Genomic DNA, 22,401 nt, shown 5'->3' with positions numbered 1-22,401 from the left:
AATTATAACGTTTATTTCATAGTATTAGCAAAGTTTCATGGTTGTTCTTTCTGCAAAAAACTACCTGACACTCTTTTAGCTATAAGGGCATCAGGTAGTTTTTTTCGTTATTAACGTACGTATTATTCTAGTTAGTAAACCAGTGGGTTTCCGCTACAGGCGTCCGACTCCGCTTCAATCCGTCATATATAAAGAAATGTAGTGAGAATGAATTTTATAAAACTTTCCTCAAATCACATCTTTTATAACGAAGTACTCGAATTTCTCACTTCCGCAACAATCTACTATTCTTATTCTCATCTAGAGTGAATTAATATGAGGTAAATTAGACAGGAACTCACTCATCATAACAAGCGTGAGGAAATCCTCATCATCACTTGAGCAAAAATTCAGCAAGCTAAATGAATAAAAACTACTCTACTTTCCCATGACAGTTTTTATATTTCTGGCCGCTGCCGCAAGGACATGGGTCATTTCGGCCGATATCTTCTGCTTTGCGTACAGGCTGTTTCTTCTTGGTTTTTCCGCTCGTATCCTCTTTTGGATTGACGGCCTGGCCTTTCGCGACTTCCTGGCGCTGAAGGTTGTTGCGGATTTCTGCTTTCATCACATAGCGGGCAGCATCTTCTTCGATGGCAACCACCATGTTTTCGAACATCGCGAATCCTTCATGCTGGTACTCGCGAAGAGGATCTGTCTGTCCATAGGCACGCAGGTGGATACCCTGACGGAGGTGATCCATTGCATCAATATGGTCGATCCATTTAGTATCAACGGCGCGAAGAAGGACAACTTTTTCAAACTCGCGCATTTGCTCTGATGTCAGTTCTTCTTCTTTTTGGTTGTATCGTTCTTGAACCTTAGCGTATATCATTTCGATCATTGCTTCAGGCTCTTTGCCTTTCAAGTCTGCTTCGGTAATGTCACCTTCTTGCAGGAGAGTTGCATTAATGTAATCAACCATTCCTTTGAGGTTCCACTTTTCTTCCTCTTCGATGATCGGTGCGTGTGCCTCCACTGAGCGGGCAATGACCGATTTGATCATGGACTCGACGATTCCGCGAAGGTTTTCGGAGTCCAGAACTTCAAAACGCTGTTTGTAGATGATCTCGCGCTGCTGGCGAAGAACATCATCATAAGAAAGAAGCTGTTTACGGGCATCGAAGTTGTTACCCTCGACACGTTTCTGTGCAGACTCGACGGCTCTGCTGACCATCTTGCTCTGGATTGGCTGGTCATCTGCCATGCCCAATCGTTCCATCATGGATTTCATATTATCTGAACCAAAGCGGCGCATCAATTCATCTTCCATAGAAAGATAGAACTGCGTCACACCCGGGTCGCCTTGACGTCCGGAACGTCCGCGAAGCTGGTTATCGATACGGCGGGATTCATGGCGTTCTGTACCAATGACGGCTAATCCGCCAAGGTCGATGACACCCTCTCCCAGCTTGATATCCGTACCACGGCCGGCCATGTTCGTCGCGATGGTCACCGAACCGCGTTGACCTGCTTCCAAAATGATTTCCGCTTCGCGTTCATGGTTTTTCGCGTTCAATACGTTATGGCGTACTCCTTTTTTCGTCAAAAGCCTGGAGATTAATTCGGATGTTTCAACCGCAACCGTACCGACCAGCACCGGCTGGCCTTTGTGATAGCGTTCAGCGATTTCTTCCACCACTGCGCGGTACTTGCCTTCCATGGACGCATAAATCAAATCTGCGCGGTCATCACGGGCAATCGGTTTGTTCGTTGGAATCACGACAACATTCATGTTATAGATGTTTCGGAATTCTTCTTCTTCCGTTTTGGCTGTACCGGTCATGCCGGAAAGCTTTTCATACATACGGAAGAAGTTCTGGAACGTGATTGTTGCCATTGTCATGCTTTCGTTTTGGATCTCTACGCCTTCCTTGGCTTCAATCGCCTGGTGAAGACCGTCACTGTAACGGCGGCCCTTCATTAGACGGCCGGTGAAGGAATCGACAATAACGATTTCATCGTCCTGGACTACATAGTCAACATCCTTGTGCATACTGACATGTGCTTTTAATCCTTGGAGGATATGGTGGTTCAATGTGACATGGGACAAATCGAAGAGGTTTTCGATATTGAAGGCTTTTTCGACCTTCGTGATCCCTTCTTCTGTCAACTGAACACCTTTTGTTTTTCATCATAAGTAAAATCTGTGTCTTTGCTCAGCAGACGTACAACCGCATTCGCCTGCATATAGAGCTGTGTCGATTTTTGTGCCTGTCCTGAGATGATCAGCGGTGTACGTGCTTCATCGATCAGGATGGAATCCACTTCATCAATGACGGCAAAGTGAAGCGGGCGCTGCACCATTTGATTTTTATAAAGAACCATATTATCTCGCAGATAGTCAAAGCCGAGCTCATTGTTTGTGCTGTACGTGACATCTGCTTCATAAGCTTCACGCTTCTCTTCTTTCGACAAGGAGTTCAGATTCAGGCCTACAGTGAGACCCAGGAAGTTATATAACTTTCCCATTTCTTCGGCGTCACGGCTGGCCAGATATTCATTGACGGTAACAACGTGGACCCCTTTGCCTGTCAGAGCGTTGAGGTAGACCGGCATGGTGGATGTCAATGTTTTACCTTCACCTGTTTTCATCTCGGAGATGTTACCCTCATGAAGGGAAGCACCACCCATGAGCTGAACGCGGTATGGATATAGACCAAGGACGCGCTTAGCCGCTTCCCGGACAACAGCAAACGCCTCGACAAGCAGACTATCCAGGGGTTCGCCATCCTGATAGCGTTTCTTGAATTCCTCCGTTTTCTGGCGGATGCCGTCATCAGATAGCTTGGCCATATCCGGACCAAGGGCTTCAACCTGGTCTGCATACTTCTCAAGCTTCTTCAGCTCGCGTTTGTTGGGATCGAACACTTTATTTAAAATTCCAATCATCTATGAGCGCTCCTTCTAGTCGAAATAGTATTGTAAAAAGCTGCCCAATTTTGCAGCCATTGAATTATCCTTCATATATACAGGCAGAGCATCTGCCTTCGCAAACAAGATCAATATACACTAATTAATCTTCTCTATTTAAAAGCAAAATCCTCTTTTAAAAAAACGCAATATTCCCTATTAATATTACCACTATCGTCAAAGAGTGACAACAACCGGCAAAGGCCTCCGATTTAGCACTTTAAAGCACGAAGAAGGACAGTCCCTTTCAGCGCTTTAAAGCAACAGAGCTCAAACATTAAAAGAGTGGCTTGCATCAGTTGCGCAGGCCACTCTGGATATAGACTTTAGGTATTTAAGATGGAATTGGCTTTTTCGCTTGTTTCACCCATTAATTCAGCAATGGAATGGTTATCGTTTGTTAAGCTTTCGACGGTAGCACTCATTTCTTCAAGGCTGGCCGAAGATTGTTCAATGATTGCTGCCAATTCAGCTGTGGATCCTTGCGTCTTTTCAGATTGTCTGCCGACTTCTTCTGCCAGTTGAAGAAGTGTTCTCACATGCTCTTGCAGGTTGGTGAAAACTAAAGATGTCTGGCCGAATGAATTGGTCACGTGCTTGGTTGACTGAATGCCTTTGGTGATGAACTCACTGCTTGTTTTAACTTTCAGCAGTGCTTCATCATTGTTTTGGTTCAGCTTCACCAAATTATCGTTGATTCGGTCTGTTGTCCGGCTGCTCATCTCAGCGAGCTTTCGGATTTCTTCAGCCACTACGGCAAAGCCTTTCCCCGCTTCGCCTGCACGTGCGGCTTCGATGGATGCATTGAGAGCAAGAAGATTAGTCTGATCGGTTATTTCTTTGATCGTGCCTGTAAACGTATTGGTTTCCTTGATTGTTTCTGTCAGGACGGAGAACGTTTGGTTTAATTCTTTTACCAATACAGCAAGCTCCTGGGTATCTTCGTTCAACTCACTGGCTTTCTCTTCACTTTCTGTGATCTGCTGATTTGCTTTGTCCGTTTCTTCTTGGAGCTGGGTTGAAACAGAGAATAAATGATCCATAGAGCTTTTCGTATTGAGGGCATTGTCGGTAATATCCGTAATTTGCTCAGTTTGGACCTGACTCCCGGAAGCAACTTCGCTGATGGCTGTTTTCATCTCTTCCTGTGAAGCCAGATTTGTCTGTACCTGCTGGTTCACCGCCGATAAATCTCCAATGATTCCGCTTACCTTTTCTTCAAGATTCAGTTTGAGTTCTCTTTGCCTTTCAGCCTCTTCTTCGGCTGTCAGCATCATTTCCTGCAGCTTTTGGTCCTGCTTTGCGTTTAGGAAAATCATCACTCCCATAATCACACCGCTCAATACATACGCCAAAATAGATGTAGGGATGAAAGTCTCCATTAAGGGCTTTTTTTCAATTAGTGCCAAGTTGGTAACCAGAATGACCAAACCCAACAGATACCCTATGCCAAAGACAAGCTTGCTAAAGTGCAGTGCCGAAATCAGTGCAATCACAAATAAAATCGGGATGATATCCCAAGTTGGTGACAGGATGAATAGTGCCGAGAACGTAAAGGCCTGAATGACTATGATGCTTACCAAAGGAAAAAGCCTGTACTTCTTCATTACAAGTTGAACTGCAACAAATATGAGTGTGAAAACAATTGATTCTGTTAAGTATAATAGGGTCTTAGAAAATTCACCGGATACCGCCGAAGAAGTACCGGCTGCAACCAGAGAAATCAAAAACGTGATAAACATAAGTAAATTCTTCTTTTTCACATCGCCTAATCTAAGCTGCTCTACTGCATTCATCAATAATTCCTTCTTTCTTCCAAAATGTAAAATAATGACTCTCCATATATATCGACTCTCTTAATAAAATCTTTACAATGCGTCTGGAGAAAGACACTTTAACCCTTTAAAGCACAAAGAGGGACAGTCCCTTTTAATGCTCTAAAGCACTAATAGGGACTGCCCCTCTTTACTTGGTGACGCATTAAACTGCGGTCAGCAAAATTTTCTTCATTTCCTTCGCACGTCTGGAAATGCTGTTGGCGGATACGCCGAACGCTTCGGCCAGGTCTTTCTGCAAATAATCTTTTTTCAATTCTGTATCAGCCTTGATGACTTCCACTATTGAAGCTGAATAGATTTGCGGGTTGCGGATCTTCGGAGTTTCGCTCTCGAAGTATTGAGTCAGAAGCTTAGCAGCTTTTTCAATGCTGAAAGAGGATTCTGCCTGTTCCGTCAAGAAAGCTTTCATGGAGTCGATCGCCTCTGCATAAGCAGGATTATCAATGTTCTCCTTCTCTTCCTTCACAGCTTCCGTCTCCTCAGAAACACCTTTTCCTCGTCCGGTGAAAAGGTCGAAACAATGATCGGCGAGATAAAGATAATCCGAAGCGAGATATTCTTCCACAGAATCCCTGCCGGCTTTTCTCATTTTTTCAACCATTGCATCTTTACAAGTCTCAGCAATCCCCGGATACACAAAGTACTGTGCAAACGGAAGATAACTGATTCCGTTTTGCAGAAGGATTCCGATAAAGAAGCAGCCTTCGACGATTTCCGGGTTGGCTCCTTCAACATTGAATGTCTCACCTTCAACGGTATCCTGAATCACAAGCTCCGAGCCCTTTGCGGATGTCACAATCCCAGCCGCAAGACGCGGGGATTTCCACTCTTCCAGGCTTTCCAGCGTTTGCGGCCTTCCGACAGCCTTGCCCTGTTTCTCCACAAACATTTCTATAAGCGACTGTCCTTCTTCAAGCTTTTTCGTCACACCGTACCAGCTTAAGAACGCCATCTCATAAATTTCCTGGTCTTTATTCATCATCGTCATCTCGGAGAAATAACGATGGTAATCATTTTCAAGTTCATCACTTTTATGTACGGCAATATAGTCATAAGCCTGGGCCTGCAGAATCTCAAGTTCCCCAAGGACCAAATCATCAATATTGACAGCTGACTGATTTCCACAGCATTTTTTATACTTTTTACCGCTTCCGCATTCACACGGATCGTTCCGGCCGATTGTTTTCATAAGTCGTACCTCCTGATGCTCTCTTTCGTACCTTAAATAAAGCTCACAATCTACTATTATAATCTACTTGGCCTAAACATTAAACTGTTTCGGGTAAAGATGCCTCTTGTAAAACTTTCTAATTAATAAAATCTTTTTCACAAAGATTCTGTCTATTAATAGTAATGGATTTCCGCTCCAGGCGGGCGTTGAGCCTCCTCGGCTTCGCCTGCGGGTTCTCACCTGTCCCGCTACTCCCGCAGGAGGTCGCACTCCTTCCGCTCCAATCCTTCCAGGAAAAAGGGGAGGAAGATAAAATAGTATTAAAAAGCAATAATCTCATAGAAAAGGGTCTTAATAAAAGAGGCAGCTCTTGTACAAATTTAATAAAAGTGCTTTTCACAGCATCGGAGCTAACGGGGGTTGGTTTTCCGTTGATATGACTTTGAATGCGATCATCAAGCTGCAGTGGATGAAACAACTTTTTTAATATTAAACAAATCAGGGGCTTTCACCCTTGTGAGTGCCTGCCCCTGTGAACCTTGCTTGAGGCTTCACTCAGCTTCCTTTTTTCTCCTGGATGGCATCCCGGTAAAACTTCTCCATGTTGAGGGTCATCCTGTCTAAATCCCAATTTTGTCTTCCTCTATTTAATGCTTTAATGCTTATCTCCTCCCTCATTTTCGGGGCTTTCAGGAGAGTTGATATCTGTGTGTACAGAGCATGGCTGTTTCCATGAGGAAAGACAAGACCTGTTTCTCCGTGAATGACCATCTCGGGCATGGCTGAGGCGTCGCTGACAATGACCGGGATCCCGGCAAGCTGCGCTTCAATGACAGTATGCGGGAGCGTTTCCTGAAGACTTGGATGAACAAGTATATCTGCTTGCTGTAAGATGGGCACTGCGTCTTTCACATACCCTTTAAATTTCACAGAATTCCGAACCCCAAGTTCTTCACACTGCTTCTTGAGGGTTTCCTTCATGTCTCCTTCCCCGAGAATCCAGCATTCCCAGTCATTTCTTTCCTTTTGCAGGTGAGGCAGTGCGCTGATTAAATGGTGAATCCCTTTAAGGTATACCAGCCTCCCCATACAGAGGATGATCTTTTTTCCTCCTTCTTTTTTAACAGGGGCGGCTGCTCCTTTCTTTTGCAGCTTACCTATATCTACTCCATAGGGGAAGGTGCTGATTTTTGAGAGGGGAACGCCATACTTTCCTGCAAGCACCTTCGTCAGCCATTCTGAAGCAGCGTGGATCTTGTCACTTGCTTGGCAGCCGAGGCGTTCGATTTCCTGGGAGTATAGTAACTCGGGCATGCTCCAGATCTGTTCATCCGTTTTGCCAGGGTTTTGAAATTTCCACTCGAAGAAAATTTCACCGCCCAAGTATCCGTTCACTGAAGTGACCAATGGAACGGACGGAGGCTTAATAGCGCTGATGGCGAGGGCAGCTGTAATATCCTGCGCATGGATAATGTCATACGCCTCCATTGAAATTTCTGAAACTGCAGCCTCAAACAAGGACCGGTGTTTTTCCCAGAAGTATTTAAAAGAAGCCTGTGGAATGTCAGGTAATGCTGTTTGCAGTTTGTGGTTGACCGCATCCTGATGAGTGTCAAACTTCACCTCCACGCCGCTGTTCAATATCTTCACTTTTGTATTCTTTTCATCCGTACTTAAGATGTCCACCGTATGTCCATTCCGCTCCAGGCTATTACGCAGATTGGAAACAAAGGACCATATGCCCCCGCCGCCGGGAAGCGGATATACCGTTGCCAATAATATTTTCATGATGTCACTCCTCTTGTTGAGCGGTACGGATATTAAACTATCCCTAATAAAAGATTCCTGATTTTTCCCGCCAATACAATATACCTTCTGGCGGGGTGAAAGCAGGCAGCACCCTGTCCCTTCTCAGACTGGTTAGTTTCTGAAGGAGCGCAATGCTCATTCTCACTACAGTACACCTCCTTCCGTAAATCCAGATTACTTCAGAGGTTTCCGCATTTTCCTTAAAGGAATTGTTCCCACATTCGCGGCTGCTCTTTTACTCTCATTGAATTCTAGAAATGCTTTTTTATATCTCATGCGGACCTCATTCGCTTCCTGCTCCAGTTTCGGAAAATGCTTCTTCGTCCCCATTTCATCATGGACCCGGTAGTGTACAGTGAATTTATCAAAATACAACATATGGACACGAAGGGAGAGTTTGCACCACATATCGTAATCATGGGTGTACTTTAAACTTTCATCAAATTTTCCGGCCTGTCTGATCAAATTCATATCCGCCATGACCGTACACCCATTGATTGGGCACCTTGCTGCCAATGTATTAATGGTTTTCCGCCAATTTAATGATTTATATCGTATTTCACCTGTTACTATACTATTCGGATCTATGTGTCGGAAGGCGGTATAGGATACCTGAGCTTTCGAATTTTGCATAAAAGCCAATTGTTCAGCAGTCTTGTCCGGCAAAAACTGATCATCGGAACTTAACCATGAGAAATAATTCCCGGTCGCCGCATCAATGCCCGCATTAAGGGCGGTTGCAGTTCCTCCATTCGCTTTTTCAATATATTTTATCTTATCAAGAAAAGGAGCAAGTTTTTCTTTATGCTTCGTGGACCCATCGTTGACCACGATGACTTCGATATTGGGATAGGTCTGGTTGAGAGCACTTTTGACAGCCTGGTCAACATATGGGCAGTTGTAAAATGGAATAATAATAGAAACTTTCATTTCATCACCTCTTTTTAAAAATTTACACTCATACCTTGCCAGGTAGTGTTTTCTGCTTTCACTCAGCCTTTTACCGGCAATCGGCCAGGAAGGAGCCGCTGCCTTTTAAAATGGCAGCAGCAGGCCATTCTATAAAATGATGATCTCCACTTCTGTGACGCCGTCTTTGTCAATAAGATAACAGGCCACTTCCGGTTTGGGTTCTTTCAATGAAACGATGAAATAGAAAGCGTGCGGATACACCGCATACTGAATGTCTTCTGTGGAAGGAGTCGGAAGGGCGGTTGGATGGGAATGATAGATTCCATTGAAATTCTGTTTGGCTTCATTCATTGCAGCAAAAGTCCTATCCATTTCACCCAGATCCATGGCAAACGAATGTTCACTTCTTTCCACGTTTTTCATTCTCCAGACCGTTTCACAGTTCTTTCCCCTGCCCGAGAGAAGGCCGCAAGCTTCGAATGGTGTTTCTTGCATACAGTGAAGAATCATTTCATCATAAGCTTCTTTCATCAAAAAACATGGCGGTGAATGCTTACCTAGCTCCACAGCCGCACCCTTTGAATTTGAAAGAGGACTTTTGGGGAGTTGCTTTTACTTTTTTCTTTCTTGTAGGAGAAATCCTCGTACTTGACGCTTCTTTATATAATTTCTGCACATCTTCCCGTCTCATGTGGTTCACCCCCTTTACTTGCTGTATCGCATAGGGTTAAAAATGGTTGTTTTCGAGTTTTTGCTGACCGGAACAAAGTCATAGTGGTCTTGAATCATGGACTGTTCCTCTTTGGAAAGTCCCGGTGTTCCGCCGCCGCTCACTTTCCTTCCGGCTTGAGCGTTTCTCTTTTTGGAAATGGAATTCAACTGCTTAGTTTGCATGTTATTCAGCTGTTTTTTAATGACTGGACTTCCTTTTGCATGGCCCAGACACTTTGCTCCGATTCTTCTTGCTTTCGCTTATACTCTTCTGCCTGATCCTGCAGACTGGCTATTCTCTGACCATGCTCTTTTTCTTTCTTTTCTGCCTGAACCTGCAGACTCGTTATTCTCTTCTCATACTCTTTTTCTTTCTGTTCTGCCTGGGCAGACCGTTCTCTTTCTCTCTCCAGTTCCCTCTTCAATTCCTGCTCATCAGCCACTCCCAGCTGATTCACCTTTTCCTCATAAGTATTCATCCAATCTTCCATTATAGTGAGCAGGCGATCTATTTTTTCCTCCTGCAGACCCCCATTCATCCTGGAATCTTCAAGCAGCCCTCTCACATCTTCCATTCCGGAACTAAGATCAGAATAATGACTGTCCATGCCGGTTAACCGGTCCATAACTTCTTGGAAGTACTCCTCCTTGCTCTTGCCGTAAAATAATTTCCATAACATATCAAGCACTCTCCTCATTCTTGGTTACTTCATTTGCCCATTTGCATAAAATAAGGAGGAGAATGAACTCTCCTCCCATCTAACTGATTTAGTCATCCAAATTGTTAAGCAAATCCGCGAAAGTATCGCACTCATCGAATTCAACCAGCGCTTCTACTACACCGCTGTCAAATACTACTACATTAGCTGTATTTCTCAAGATCAGGCGGAAGCCTTCAGCAATCGGTCCAAGCAATCCTGTGAAGATTTGAAGCTCGTAGAATACCTGCTCAGGAACACCGTCGAAGTATCTTACCCCTTCACCAGTGGCTGTTAGAGAATCAGTTCCGCATGTGACATTGTCGATGGAGGATGGATTGAATGTAAAGCTTAGATCTCCTTGCAGTCCAGTTGTTGTAGGTGTTGGCGTTGGACCTGCATCGGTGTCAGTGAATGAGTATGTGAATGTGCTGTCACCAAGTGAACATTCTTGACAGATTTCTGCGCGGAGAGTCGATAGACCCGCTACAGTCAAGGCGTCAATACCTGAACCGAATACAGCTGCCGTCGGTTCGTTACGAGTGACTGCGGTTGCCTGGCACTCACAGTTGTCAACAGGGAACAGACCAGGACATTGTCTAGGGAATTCCAATAGACTCAAGTCACAATTGATTGTGTCTGCTGGTACTGGAATATTGTTCGGACGCGGGAAGCAGAACTTAGCCAAAACTTCCAGCTTAACTGGGAACTCTACTTGAACATCCTTACAAAGTACGACTGTCAATGGGATCATCGGTCCGAATGGATCAGGTCCCATCAATACACCGCCCGTTTGGCAAATGACTTGAGTAGCGCGGCAGTTGATGTTAGCGTTGGTAATTCCCTGAGGTACACACAGCATGATTTCGTCTGTGAATTGTGTTCTCACTGTGAAAGTGGTAATTTCTTCTCCGTCTATAAGGATGGTCACCTCTACCGGAACTGTCCAAACAATCAAGACACGGCCTGGGTTTCCGTTCTCCTGGATTGTTGCAGTACATGCTACATCAGCGGGATCGCCTGTTTCACACTGAACCTCGATACGCTGTCCTGCAGCCAGCGCTTCACTTACAGCCTCGCGCGCTTCTTCATCAGGAATGAAGTTCTTGTTCGTATATCGGTTGGCAAAGAATACCCAATCATAAACTTTATCCACCCTGATACATTCCGGAGCCAAGTCATTTGGATCCAATGGAATTGCAGAAGGTGTAGGAGTAGGAGTCTGGGAACCCCTGATCGGTTGACGTTTCTTCATGAAATCCTTCCTTTCTTTCAAATGAATATTTTCGGTACACTTTATCCTATTTACAAAGCAGGAATCGGTATAGATAAATAACCTATTTTTGTAAAAAAATCTTTAATTGGACATTCATCCAGGCTGTAGAGCAACTATACCGGATCTTATCCAGAGGGGGTTTGGGGTTCTTTTCTATATTAGTTTTCTTAGATTTCAATAGATTTTCAGTGTTTCGTTTCGGGATTTTTTAATAGGCTTTTTAGTGAAGCTTTGATGTATTTTAGCGACTGATGAATTTCACTAAAATTTATTCCACAGAGATTGCGGCTGTTGAATAGTAATGGATTTCCGCTCCAGTCGTACGACTCCGCGGGGCGGGCGGTGAGCCTCCTCGGCTTCGCCTGTGGGGTCTCACCTGCCATCAAAAGTGGAAGCGCCTTGGTCAGCCCCGACAGGCAAATGTTCTCAAGAGAAAAAAAGGTGCTCTTTCCTTTTGTTCTCTTGAGGTTATTTGACCCCGAGGGGCTAGGCGCTGGAACTAGACGTCCGCTAGTCCCGCAGGAGATCGTACGTCTTCCGCTTCAATCCCCCTATGTAAAGGAATCCAGGTAGATTACTACCACAACCTACTACCTTTTAGAAAAGGTCCTTTCCATAAAATTCCTTGTATTCATCAGGGGATTTGGTTCATTGGACTTGTCCCATACCAAAAATATCCCGATCTTTAATTTAGTTGTTGTGAATGTTTCAGGCATGCTGCAAGAAGCTTGCTTGGTTTGAATTCTCTCATTTCTGGGAGTTTGTGTTATTTACTACATATAGAAGCAACCGATCAGCGGGGCAGTTAAGTTGGGATAATGAGGTGAGGGGATGGATTCCACGTGTTAATGGGCCGCAATTTGGGTTTACGGGCCATTGAAGAAGCGAATGCCTTATGTTATTGGCCCGCAATTTGAGGTTACGGGCCATCGAAAAAGTCGATTCCGCAAGTTATTGGCCCGCAGTACAGCTTACGGACCGTTAAGAGAGCATGACCCCCTTGATATTGGCCAGCAAACGGCGCGGATGAATGCAGCAGACTGATCTGAGGCCACTTATATATAGTAAGAAGAACCTTTTAAATCCTTCCCAACTAGAATATGATGCTATTTAAAGGGGACTGTATTTTACCAATGATGTATGACGCTCGCAGCCCGGAAATCTACTTTTCTTCCTCATTCAATTCGCTAACCTTCCAATTTCGCCGGAAAAAAGTATAAAATGGGCCGAAGAATAGACATCTATCAGTTCACTCCATATAACGTGTGCATATACTAGTATCGAAAGGCAGAGGCGCCTTTCTCAAAAAAAAATGATATTTCACTTAAATTAATTATAAAAATGAATTGTTAAATAGAGCACAATTCTGGTTCAAATGAATATGCCGAACGGAAATATAAGAAGCGCAAAATAAAAATCAAGAAACGATAAGGATACTGGGAATTCTTATCGTATACGAAATCCAACCTTTCTTAACAGACTAAGCGGGAACAGCCAGTTGACCGCAAGTCATGGCTCGAGGTTCCCGGAACAAACGAATTTAATGAACGGAAATTAAGAAAAGGATATCTTCCCTTGCCGGGAGGATATCCTTTTAAGTTTTTGGATTCCCGGTATTTGGGCGCGGGCATTTGTAACGGCAATGAAAATGAGCACATATTTTATCATAAGGAATACGACCAGAAAGCGAGTTGACAAGTTGTGGAAAGTTCGGAAAAACCGCTATATCATCTGTCGAATCAAGAAACCATTTTCTATAAATCCAGGCTGCAGGAATATGAGAAACAACTCAAAAAGATGTCCCGCACCTACCTCTTCATCGAAAACAAACAGTACAAGGAGAATGTCCTGACTCTGGAACAAAAGCTTTCAGAGGCGGATGGGAAGCTGAACCGCTTCAAAGAAAACGAGACTGCGCTGATTAAAGAAAAAAACTGGCAGAGCATAGAATTCAAGCTCTAGAGAAGCAGCTCTCCCTAGCCAACTCCGAAGCAGATGGCCTTCGCTCAAAAGAGAAAGAACTGCTGCAAGATGCTGTCAGGTTCACACAGGACATCGAAGGTTTGAAAATCAGCCTGGAGTCCGCAAACCAGGCAATCGCACTTCATAGAGATGAAGCCTCCTCCCTTGCCCAAATCAACAAGGAGTATGAGGAAAACTTGAAGGAGCTGCAGGAATCTCTTTCTGCGGCACTGAAAAAGCTGGATGAGTTTGGCAGGAAGGAAAAAGTACTAATTTCAGAAAAGCACGAGCTTGAGACCAAGCTGAATGAACAAATAGAAATTCTCTCTGAAAAAACATCCTTAATTGAAACGGCCGAAGAAATACTGGAAAGCACAGAGCTAGAGCTTCAACAGTCACAAACCGAGAAGCAAAAATTCATCTCGGAAGCCGAATTTCTGAGGAAAGAACTGGATCTCCTGAACAAGTCAAACCATGAACTGAAAGAAGCAGGGAAACAGCTGGAACAAAAAACCAAGAGGCACAACAGCTGATTGAAACCCTGAATGGAGAAGTCAAGAACGGCAAGGAGCATATCCAAGATCTCACTACAGCACTTGCTTCCTCAGAGAACACAAAAAAAGAACTGTACGAAAGAGTCATCTCCGGCACAGCGGCCTCCGAAAGTCTTGCAGCAGAAAGGGATCAGCTTCTTAAACAGCTGCAAGAGGCTAAGCAGCAGCTCATAGACACCGAAAAGATGAAGATGCAGTCACTGAAGGAAACTTTTGAAGCTTACAAAGAAGAATTTAAAGAAAAAGAGGGCTGGATTGAAAACCAGCTGCAGGATATCGAGCACATCATGAAAACTTACCACGAGAGACTGCAGGAGGTTGAGCAAAAAATATAGCCCTGCAAGAAAAAGTCAATGATACGAAACGCTCCTTCTTATACGGGCTGCAAAACCACGAAAACAGGCTCGACCATTTTGATGAAGGAATGGAGGAGTTGAAAAAGCAAAATGACCTCCTCTCCTCCAACTTGAACATGATTAGAGAATGGATCAAGAAACAAAAGGAGTTTTCCCACTCAATTATTAAGAAGATTATCTAGCAGGATTGTGAGAACATGCGAAAAAACGGTACCGGGAACTCCGGAGGCCGCTGAAAAAGCCCCTTAAAAACATAAAAGGCAGAATCGCTCACTACAAAGAGCGATTCTGCCTTTTTACTACAGGTTTTATGAAGAAGTGTTGATTTTTCGTTCCATGTGCACGACTCTGCGCGGCGGGTGTAAGGTGGAGTAGGCTTTATAACCAAAGCGGCATGTCATTTTCTAAATTAAGTATCCAGCGGTAAAAATAAGGGGAATTTTTCCCGCTAATTGCAATTTCTAAGCTCATACTGGAGTAAATAGAGGGAGTTTTTCCCCTTATAAGAAGAAATAGCACCTATTTTCTAATGTTCTAAGTCAAATAAGGGGAATTTCTCCCGCTATTTTAGCTAATTTCAAGGCTATTTAGTAATTAAGGGGAATTTTTCCCTCTATTTATAAAAGAGCCGGCGCCCCTCGGCCGATCCTCGGGCGGTCCTGAAGCTTGGTAAGGTAAGGCAGCGTTTGTGATCTAGCTTGAAATGGAGCAACTAGTGAGAAAATAAGGGGAGATTTTCCCCTTATTTGCAGATTGGACACCAACTTGCTGGTTAATAAGGGGAATTTTTCCCCTTATATAAAGAAAAAGAGGCTATTTTCTATTATTTTGAGTCAAATAAGGGGAATTTCTCCCTCTATTTTAGCTAATTTCAAGGCTATCTAGTAAATAAGGGGAATTTTTCCCTCTATATCACTAGACAAAGTGCTGAAACTGGCTGATCGGTATCGCTGGTCACATCGTCCAGTTGAGAAAGTACCTTCACAGGCCTGACAGGCAAATGTTCCAAAAATCTTTTAAAGACTCTAAAACTAATGGGATAAAAAGAGCAGCACATTCAATGGATGCAAAGAAAATTTGATACTAAAATTCAATATATTTTAAGTGCCCTTAAACTCCGGAGATCTTTTTTCTCTATTTTGACTTGCTTCTAACTAAATGTGAAGGTATGACCAGGGCTGGAGCCGAATATTTTACATTTAAAAAGCTTTTAAAAAGAAAACACAATCGTATTCAACGATTTGAACTGCAGGTTCTGGTCCTGGAAATAAACGAACCCGGCAATGGATATTTTCCCTGCCTGCTCAGGAGGCTGGAAGGAGAATTGCACCCCTTCCAGCAAGATGCTTTCAGAGGCCGGAATCGTTAAATTTTGGATAGGTTTGATCCAGTACTCTCCGGTTGTGTATGCCTTTTCCAGCCACTCTTCCCCGACATACTCCCACCCTTGAGCCCCCGAATCACCTTGGACGGCAAACAGCTCACTCATGCCCGGAGGAAGAATCTGTCCGCCGATATCCACACTATCCACAGGCTCCACTTTTAAGCAGAGCACCGGGTTATGCAATGCCCTCTCCCCAATATTCCGCAAATGAATGGAAGAGAAGACCGTGTACTTCTCTGTCTTTCGTCCTGCACTGACGGAATAATCAAAGAACATGTCACACTGGGCTGTCTTCTCACTCTCAGCTTTTTCCTCTTCAGGCTCTGCAACAGGGACACCAGCCTCCCTTCTCTCCTCTCTCTTGAGATTATCCCGTTCACGCACAGATTTTTTAGCAGGTCCGCTCTGCAGGTCCCAAAGCAAATCGAAAAGATTCATTTTCTGAAGGTCTTTGCTCAAGAGGTGGTAGGCCGCCATCGCCATTTTTAAGGAGAGATCCTCCTGGTCATAATCCGCAAACTCCATTTTGAAATTGACGGTTGGAATCGACGTTTTCAAGGCATCATGAAGATGCTTGCATTTATAATCATGCTGCTGAAAAAGGGGGATGATCTTCTCCTTCAGGATTCTCCTGTCCACTCCGGAAGTCGTGGAGATGGAAACCGTGTTATTTTCTCCCTCCTGTGCGGTCGATAGTACAAGACGAATCAGCAGGTTGCCTCGGAGCGTGTCACTGGCATCTTCTTCATTCACTGTCTCGGTTTTCACTCCCATATACTTAAGGAACACTTTCAGCTGCCTGCCCAGATCCGCCGCCACAGTACCATCATCCGTTTTTATTTGCAAAAGAACTTTTTTATCAAAAAGGAACTGTTCGACTTCCAATGACCGGCTGCCGCTGTCCCACTTGGTCCGATATCCGTTTTCCTCCAAATAAATCATGACCGCAGGAAGAGACGTAAATGGAATGACGCCGACCGGCATGCCATTATATGCAAGGTTCACTTTCATCTTCTCACCCCTTTGAAGTCTGTGTGTTCAAAGTTAACGCTGCTGCGGGCTGCACCGATTCCTTTAAAGAACAAATCCATGCTGCCAGAAGAGCTCTCTTACTGCACCGATTCTTCCAAATAACAAATCCATGCTGCCAAACCGCGCCGCTGACTACATCGATTCCTTCCAAAAACAAATCCATGCTGTCAGAAGAGCCCCCTGACTACATCGATTCCTTCAAAAATCAAATCCATGCTGTCAGACCGCGCCGCTGACTACATTGATTCGTTCCAAACACAAATCCATGCCGTCAGACCACTCCATTGACTACACTGATTCCTTCAAATACCAATTCCATGCTGCCAGAAGAAAACCGATTCTGCACTGATGTCGAAACAACAAACCCATGCGGGCACAACAAGCACACAAAGATGTCTTCACAGTATCCATTATATGGGGAAGATTTTCCCGATATGCCGGCATTCCGATGATTAACACCTCTCCCAATTTGGATGGCCGCCCGGACAAGTTCCCCGCTAAATCATATACTGCTATAAAAAAGCAAAGGAGGAATGAAGATGATTGAACCTCACGGAGGAACATTGATCAATAGAATAGCAGATCCTGCAGAGAAACAAAGGCTGCTGGGCATGATCGGGACCCTCCCGGAAATACAGGTTTCCAGCAGGGTTTTGTCTGACCTGGAACTGATCGCCACCGGTGCTCTCAGTCCACTTGAAGGCTTCGTTAACAGAGACGACTATTACTCTATTCTCAACACTATGAGACTTACTGATGGCACGGTTTGGACGCTCCCTATCACCCTTCCTGTCTCCAGAAAAATAAGTTCCACCCTTAATACTGGGGACAAAATTGTATTGAAAGGCAAAGACGGCACCCCTTATGCAGTCCTTGATTTGGAAGAAAAATTCGAGTACGACAAGGAAGCCGAAGCCCTCGCCATCTATAAGACCAGCGATCGAAATCACCCCGGAGTCCGTTCTCTTTTTGAACAGCCGCCAATCTATCTTGCTGGAAAAATCACTCTACTTCACCAGCCGCCAGTCGATTTTCCAGAGTCTTATGGAACTCCGTCACAGTTAAGGGAGCTTTTTAAAGAAAAGGGCTGGGACAAAGTTGTCGCTTTCCAGACCAGGAATCCCATACACCGGGCCCATGAATATCTTCAAAAGACGGCCATGGAAATGGTGGCCGGCCTGCTGATCCACCCTCTTGTAGGTGAAACCAAAAAGGACGATATCCCCGCTGATATAAGGATGGAAAGTTATGAGGCGATTTTGAAGCACTATTACCCGAAAGAAAGGGTACACCTCTCCGTCTTCCCGGCAGCCATGAGATATGCAGGACCAAGAGAAGCTGTTTTCCATGCACTGGTGAGAAAAAACTATGGCTGCACCCACTTCATTGTCGGCAGGGACCACGCAGGTGTCGGAGACTATTACGGAACATATGAGGCGCAGGAGATCTTCAGCTGCTTCTCACCAAAAGAAATCGGAATTGAAATCTTGAAATTCGAACATGCTTTTTATTGCCGGAGCTGCAAAAGTATGGCCACCTCAAAGACCTGTCCCCATCAGAGGGAAGACCATATCCATTTGAGCGGAACGAAAGTACGGGAAATGCTGCGGAAAGGAGAAATCCCGCCTGAAGAGTTTTCCAGAAAAGAAGTCGTTTATGTCCTGATAAAAGGGATGAAGGACGGATGAGCAGCAGTTACTTTCCCTCCGGTGGCACATAATGGGCTTGGCTGCCGGCTTTGTCCTTCTCTGCTTGCTCGGGATGGTCACCTTGCTGATCAGAGATATCGTCCGTCCTGAACTCGTCGTATCTTCCTTCATGCTCCTCTTTTTACTGACAGGGATCATTTCCCCGCAGGAAGCATTGCAGGGGTTTTCTAATGAAGGATTGATCACCATTGCCTTACTATTTATATTAGCCGGATCCATTGATAAAAGCGGTGTGATGGAAACCATTTTCAAAAAGGTGATAAGCGGCAGCAGACCCAATAAAATTTTTCTTCTAAAGCTCTTGGCTCCCCTTTCAATTTGTTCAGCGTTCCTTAATAATACGCCGATCGTCGTCATGCTCACGCCGATCATCCGGAACTGGTGCCGCGAGCATAATGTTTCGCCTTCCAAACTCCTCATCCCCATTTCCTATGCCACTATCCTAGGGGGAATGATGACCATCATGGGAACCTCCACCAACCTGGTCGTGCATGGCATGATGGTGGAGCAGGGAGAAGACGGGTTTTCTTTTTTCAATTAGCAGCAGTCGGACTGCCCGCCACAATCATAGGAATCGCCTTTTTAATTTTCTTGGGAGGAAAACTGCTACCGGAAAAAGCAATGAAGCCTCATGATGAAGAAGGTGCGATGAGAGAGTACTTGTGTGAATTCAAAGTCGGCAGCGACTATCCTTATATCGGAAAAACCCTTAAACAGGCAAAACTGCGAAAGCTGGAAGGCGTATTTCTCGCCAGTCTGTTCCGCGGGTCAGAGCAGTTCACTCCTGTCCCAAGTTCCATGGTGATAAAAGAGGATGATATCCTGCTGTTTTCCGGGGACATCACGAGAATTTCCTCCCTGCAGAAAACCAAGGGGCTGAAGATCGCTGCTCACGAGGAAGCAGGACAATTTCAGTACATGAAAGTGATCGAGGCAGCGGTGACTCCTCGTTCTTCTCTCCTGTTCCGGAAAGTCAAAGAGACCGATTTCCGCAGCAACTATCATGCGGCTATCCTGGCGGTGCACCGTCACGGCAAACATCTTCAGTCAAAAATCGGGGACATCGTCTTGAAACCAGGCGATATCCTTCTGCTGGCCGTGGGAAAAGAGTTCAAGAAAGAAACATCCAGGATCGATTTCTACTTTCTCTCTCAACTCGACGATTCTCTTTTTGACCCAAGCATCCGGAAAAAGGGCTGGACGTCCCTCTTTCTATTAGGTTTCATGGCCCTGCTGGTAATAGCTGATATCCTCTCGATCATCGAAGCGTATGGTACGGCGGTCCTTCTGCTTTGCTTATTAAAAATTATTTCTATCAATGAAATCAAAAGCTTTATCCAATGGAATGTACTGGTCCTGATTGCCAGTTCCTTCGGGATTGGAGCCGCCCTGGCCAATTCGGGGCTCGCTGAGTTCATCGCCCATTTCATCCTGAACACCTTTGCCCCTCTTGGGCTTTTCACGATGATCCTGGCTCTCTATCTTTTCACCAACCTGCTGACAGAGTTCATCACCAACAACGCGGCCGCGGTCATTATGTTTCCCATCGCCTATAAGCTGTCCCTGATCCAGGAGATTCCGCTTCTTCCGCTTGCGATGATAGTCTCGATTGCCGCATCTGCGAGCTTTGCGACACCAATCGGCTATCAGACAAACCTGATTGTGTATGGACCCGGCGGTTATTCGTTTAAAGATTTTTTAAAAATCGGCATTCCGCTAAATTTGATTGTGATGGCTGTCGCGGTGAGTGCCGTGTACTTTGTTTGGTTTTAAAATTGGGGACGGAGTGTGGGCAGGGGCAGTTTTATCGGCGATAACTCCCCTTTATCGGCGAAACTGCTATTTGATCAACCCGCCCAATGAAATCTACTAGAGAGAGGAGGAAGAAATGATATGAAATCGGAAAACACCGTTTGGCACAATGGAGAAATCAAAAAGGATCACAGGCAGAAACGGAATGGCCACAGAAGCATGATCATCTGGTTCACCGGATTATCAGGTTCAGGCAAATCCACTTTATCCGTTGAGCTGGAAAAGCGTTTGTTCGAGTCCGGCAGACAGGTCTACAGGCTTGACGGAGATAACCTCCGGCATGGCCTGAACAGCAATCTGGGATTCTCCGAGGAAGACAGGAACGAGAACATCCGCCGCGTCGGCGAAACAGCCAAGCTCTTTGTCGATGCCGGCACCATCGTGTTGACAGCCTTCATCTCTCCTTATCAGACGGACCGGGAATGGGTGCGGTCCATCGTAGAAGAAGGAGAGTTCATAGAAGTTTATATGAAAGCCAGTTTGGAAGAATGCGAGAAACGTGACCCCAAAGGCCTGTATAAGAAGGCGAGAGCAGGAGAAATCAAGGGATTTACCGGAATCGACGCTCCCTATGAAGCACCATCTTCCCCAGACCTGGTCATCGATACCGAAACAGAAACCGTCGAACAGTCAGCCGAAAAAATCCTCGCATACCTGCGCCAAAGAAAATATCTTTAACCATTTAAAGCACTAAGAGGGACAGTCCCTCTTAGTGCTTTAATGCGTTGAAGCGGCCCCTCAGTCTTCCCTCTGTACGGTCCCTGCCTGAAACCACCCCTGTATCACGTCACAAACCAAGGCGGAATTCATACACTGTTAGGAGAATAGTTTGGAAAGGAAGGATCTTGATGCCGAATACTCCACCAAAGGTATCCATTATCTTCCCCGTGAAGAATGAAGGGATAAATGTAAAAAACACCTGCGATTCACTATTCAATGTAAAAACGAATATTGAATTTGAAACGATCATTATTAATGACGCATCAGAGGACAAGTGCTGTGATTTCCTCAATACTTATCCTCATAAAGGAAAAATCAGATTGATCAATACACAGGGTATCGGCCCGTCCAATGCGCGGAATCTTGGTGCAGAAGAAGCCACCCATGACTACCTGCTGTTTTGCGATGCTCATTTGACGTTTGAGAACTTCTGGATTGACCGGCTGTTATTCCACCTGCTGGCAGGAAACTCCGATGTCGTCTGTCCGGCCATCGGATCCATGAACGACCCTCATATTGTCGGCTATGGGCAGTCTCTCTCCCAAAACCTTAAAGTCAAGTGGAACAACCGCAGAAAGACCTTATTTGAAACAGCCATCATCCCCGGCGGATGCTTCATCATTCCGAAAAAAGTATTCACAGACGTCGGAGGATTCGAAACCGGCTTTTCCAGCTGGGGCCATGAAGATGTGGAGATTTCCATTAAACTATGGCTGTTCGGCTACCGCTGCCACTGCGAACCGAATGTGAAGATACTCCATTTATTCAGGACCTCACATCCTTACAAAGTTCACTTTGATGACATCAATTATAATCAGCTGCGGATGGCCTACCTTCATTTCAGCGAGGAGAGAATTGCTAAGCTGAGGCAGATGATAAGCCGCACCAGTTCCGTTAAAAAAGTGGAAGGAAAAGTCCTTGAAGATGGAGCAAAGACGAAGAGGAATGAGTATCTGAGTAAGAGGGCCGTTTCGGATGATGAGTACTTCAAAAAATTCGCGATAAATTTTTAAGAGTCTGGAATGTTATTTTTGATCATATTTATTCTGCTTATCTTTTAGCGGCGATTAGAACGAAAGAGGTTCTTGGAGATCATTTCAACTTAAGACATGGCCTCCGCGGGTCTCTTGATCCTTCCTTGAGACCCGCTTCAATCCAAAACATGACTTCATGGGTCTCTTGAACACTCCTTGAGACCCTCTTCTACTCATAAAATGATTTCCTGGGTCTCTCTTGAACGCTCCTTGAGACCTCCTATAATTCAAAAAAAGGGATTCTCGGGTCTCTTGGACACTCCTTGAAACCCTCTGTAACTCAAAAAAGGGATTCTCGGGTCTCTTGGACACTCCTTGAGACCTTTTATAACTCAAATTATGGATTCACGGGTCTCTAAAACGCTCCTTGAGACCCTCTATAGCTAAAAAATGTATTCTCGGGTCTCTTGAACTCTCCTTGAGACCCTCTCCAACTCAAAAAATATTTCTCGGGTCTCTTAAACGCTCCTT

General features: G+C 44.9%; 17 protein-coding genes and 2 pseudogenes. 8 read left to right on the top strand and 11 right to left on the bottom strand.

Annotation, left to right across the window (positions count from 1 at the left end; all coding sequences use genetic code 11):
- Positions 1–412: 412 nt before the first annotated feature.
- From secA to B9Z54_RS23525, 9 genes and pseudogenes are all read right to left on the bottom strand, one after another.
- Positions 413–2,931, bottom strand: a pseudogene (secA, locus tag B9Z54_RS23570) (preprotein translocase subunit SecA).
- Positions 2,932–3,278: 347 nt separating this feature from the next.
- The gene (locus B9Z54_RS26835; RefSeq protein WP_481747824.1) at positions 3,279–3,995 is read right to left on the bottom strand and encodes a methyl-accepting chemotaxis protein; all 717 of its coding nucleotides are present in this window, start codon (positions 3,993–3,995) and stop codon (positions 3,279–3,281) included.
- Positions 3,996–4,932: 937 nt separating this feature from the next.
- Complete coding sequence (locus tag B9Z54_RS23560; RefSeq protein WP_113930769.1) at positions 4,933–5,979, bottom strand: YecA family protein; 1,047 nt, start codon at positions 5,977–5,979, stop codon at positions 4,933–4,935.
- A gap of 537 nt (positions 5,980–6,516) precedes the next feature.
- A complete protein-coding gene (locus B9Z54_RS23550) occupies positions 6,517–7,749 on the bottom strand; it encodes a glycosyltransferase family 4 protein (protein ID WP_113930767.1) in 1,233 nt (410 codons plus the stop codon).
- Positions 7,750–7,944: 195 nt separating this feature from the next.
- The gene (locus B9Z54_RS23545; protein ID WP_113930766.1) at positions 7,945–8,700 is read right to left on the bottom strand and encodes a glycosyltransferase; all 756 of its coding nucleotides are present in this window, start codon (positions 8,698–8,700) and stop codon (positions 7,945–7,947) included.
- Positions 8,701–8,829: 129 nt separating this feature from the next.
- Positions 8,830–9,213 carry a M67 family metallopeptidase gene (locus B9Z54_RS23540; protein ID WP_113930765.1) on the bottom strand — a complete coding sequence of 128 codons (384 nt, stop codon included), beginning with the start codon at positions 9,211–9,213 and terminating at the stop codon, positions 8,830–8,832.
- A 174-nt stretch (positions 9,214–9,387) separates the two neighbouring features.
- Complete coding sequence (locus B9Z54_RS23535; protein WP_113930764.1) at positions 9,388–9,576, bottom strand: hypothetical protein; 189 nt, start codon at positions 9,574–9,576, stop codon at positions 9,388–9,390.
- Between the two features lie 5 nt (positions 9,577–9,581).
- Positions 9,582–10,073: a hypothetical protein gene (locus B9Z54_RS23530; RefSeq protein ID WP_113930763.1), complete on the bottom strand. Its 492-nt coding sequence runs from the start codon at positions 10,071–10,073 to the stop codon at positions 9,582–9,584.
- A gap of 88 nt (positions 10,074–10,161) precedes the next feature.
- Complete coding sequence (locus B9Z54_RS23525; protein ID WP_113930762.1) at positions 10,162–11,346, bottom strand: BMQ_0737 family morphogenetic spore coat protein; 1,185 nt, start codon at positions 11,344–11,346, stop codon at positions 10,162–10,164.
- 897 nt (positions 11,347–12,243) lie between these two features.
- On the opposite strand from B9Z54_RS23525, the gene B9Z54_RS25100 reads away from it, so the two are divergent.
- From B9Z54_RS25100 to B9Z54_RS25095, 4 genes are all read left to right on the top strand, one after another.
- The gene (locus tag B9Z54_RS25100; RefSeq protein ID WP_162785345.1) at positions 12,244–12,411 is read left to right on the top strand and encodes a hypothetical protein; all 168 of its coding nucleotides are present in this window, start codon (positions 12,244–12,246) and stop codon (positions 12,409–12,411) included.
- Between the two features lie 657 nt (positions 12,412–13,068).
- Positions 13,069–13,329 (top strand): hypothetical protein, encoded by a 261-nt coding sequence (locus B9Z54_RS23520; protein WP_113930761.1) that lies wholly within the window; start codon positions 13,069–13,071, stop codon positions 13,327–13,329.
- Between the two features lie 101 nt (positions 13,330–13,430).
- Positions 13,431–13,862 (top strand): hypothetical protein, encoded by a 432-nt coding sequence (locus B9Z54_RS23515; RefSeq protein ID WP_113930760.1) that lies wholly within the window; start codon positions 13,431–13,433, stop codon positions 13,860–13,862.
- A 206-nt stretch (positions 13,863–14,068) separates the two neighbouring features.
- The gene (locus B9Z54_RS25095) at positions 14,069–14,218 is read left to right on the top strand and encodes a hypothetical protein (RefSeq protein ID WP_162785344.1); all 150 of its coding nucleotides are present in this window, start codon (positions 14,069–14,071) and stop codon (positions 14,216–14,218) included.
- Positions 14,219–15,449: 1,231 nt separating this feature from the next.
- Here the strand turns inward: B9Z54_RS25095 and B9Z54_RS23510 are convergent.
- Both B9Z54_RS23510 and B9Z54_RS23505 read right to left on the bottom strand, forming a co-directional pair.
- Positions 15,450–16,634, bottom strand: a complete 1,185-nt coding sequence (locus B9Z54_RS23510; RefSeq protein WP_113930759.1) for a hypothetical protein — start codon at positions 16,632–16,634, stop codon at positions 15,450–15,452.
- 4 nt (positions 16,635–16,638) lie between these two features.
- Positions 16,639–16,818 carry a hypothetical protein gene (locus B9Z54_RS23505; protein WP_113930758.1) on the bottom strand — a complete coding sequence of 60 codons (180 nt, stop codon included), beginning with the start codon at positions 16,816–16,818 and terminating at the stop codon, positions 16,639–16,641.
- A gap of 370 nt (positions 16,819–17,188) precedes the next feature.
- On the opposite strand from B9Z54_RS23505, the gene sat reads away from it, so the two are divergent.
- From sat to B9Z54_RS23480, 4 genes and pseudogenes are all read left to right on the top strand, one after another.
- A complete protein-coding gene (sat, locus tag B9Z54_RS23500; RefSeq protein ID WP_113930757.1) occupies positions 17,189–18,343 on the top strand; it encodes a sulfate adenylyltransferase in 1,155 nt (384 codons plus the stop codon).
- Between the two features lie 31 nt (positions 18,344–18,374).
- Positions 18,375–20,137, top strand: a pseudogene (locus B9Z54_RS23490) (SLC13 family permease).
- A 120-nt stretch (positions 20,138–20,257) separates the two neighbouring features.
- Positions 20,258–20,854 carry an adenylyl-sulfate kinase gene (gene cysC, locus B9Z54_RS23485; protein ID WP_113930754.1) on the top strand — a complete coding sequence of 199 codons (597 nt, stop codon included), beginning with the start codon at positions 20,258–20,260 and terminating at the stop codon, positions 20,852–20,854.
- Positions 20,855–21,024: 170 nt separating this feature from the next.
- On the top strand, positions 21,025–21,909 hold the full coding sequence (locus B9Z54_RS23480; protein WP_113930753.1) for a glycosyltransferase family 2 protein: 885 nt from the start codon (positions 21,025–21,027) through the stop codon (positions 21,907–21,909).
- Positions 21,910–22,401 lie beyond the last annotated feature (492 nt).

This window comes from Bacillus sp. P14.5, from assembly GCF_003316765.1.
Classification (GTDB): domain Bacteria; phylum Bacillota; class Bacilli; order Bacillales; family Bacillaceae_B; genus Rossellomorea.
Note: the sequence above shows the minus strand (reverse complement) of the source record. Positions and strands in the feature narration are given on the sequence as shown.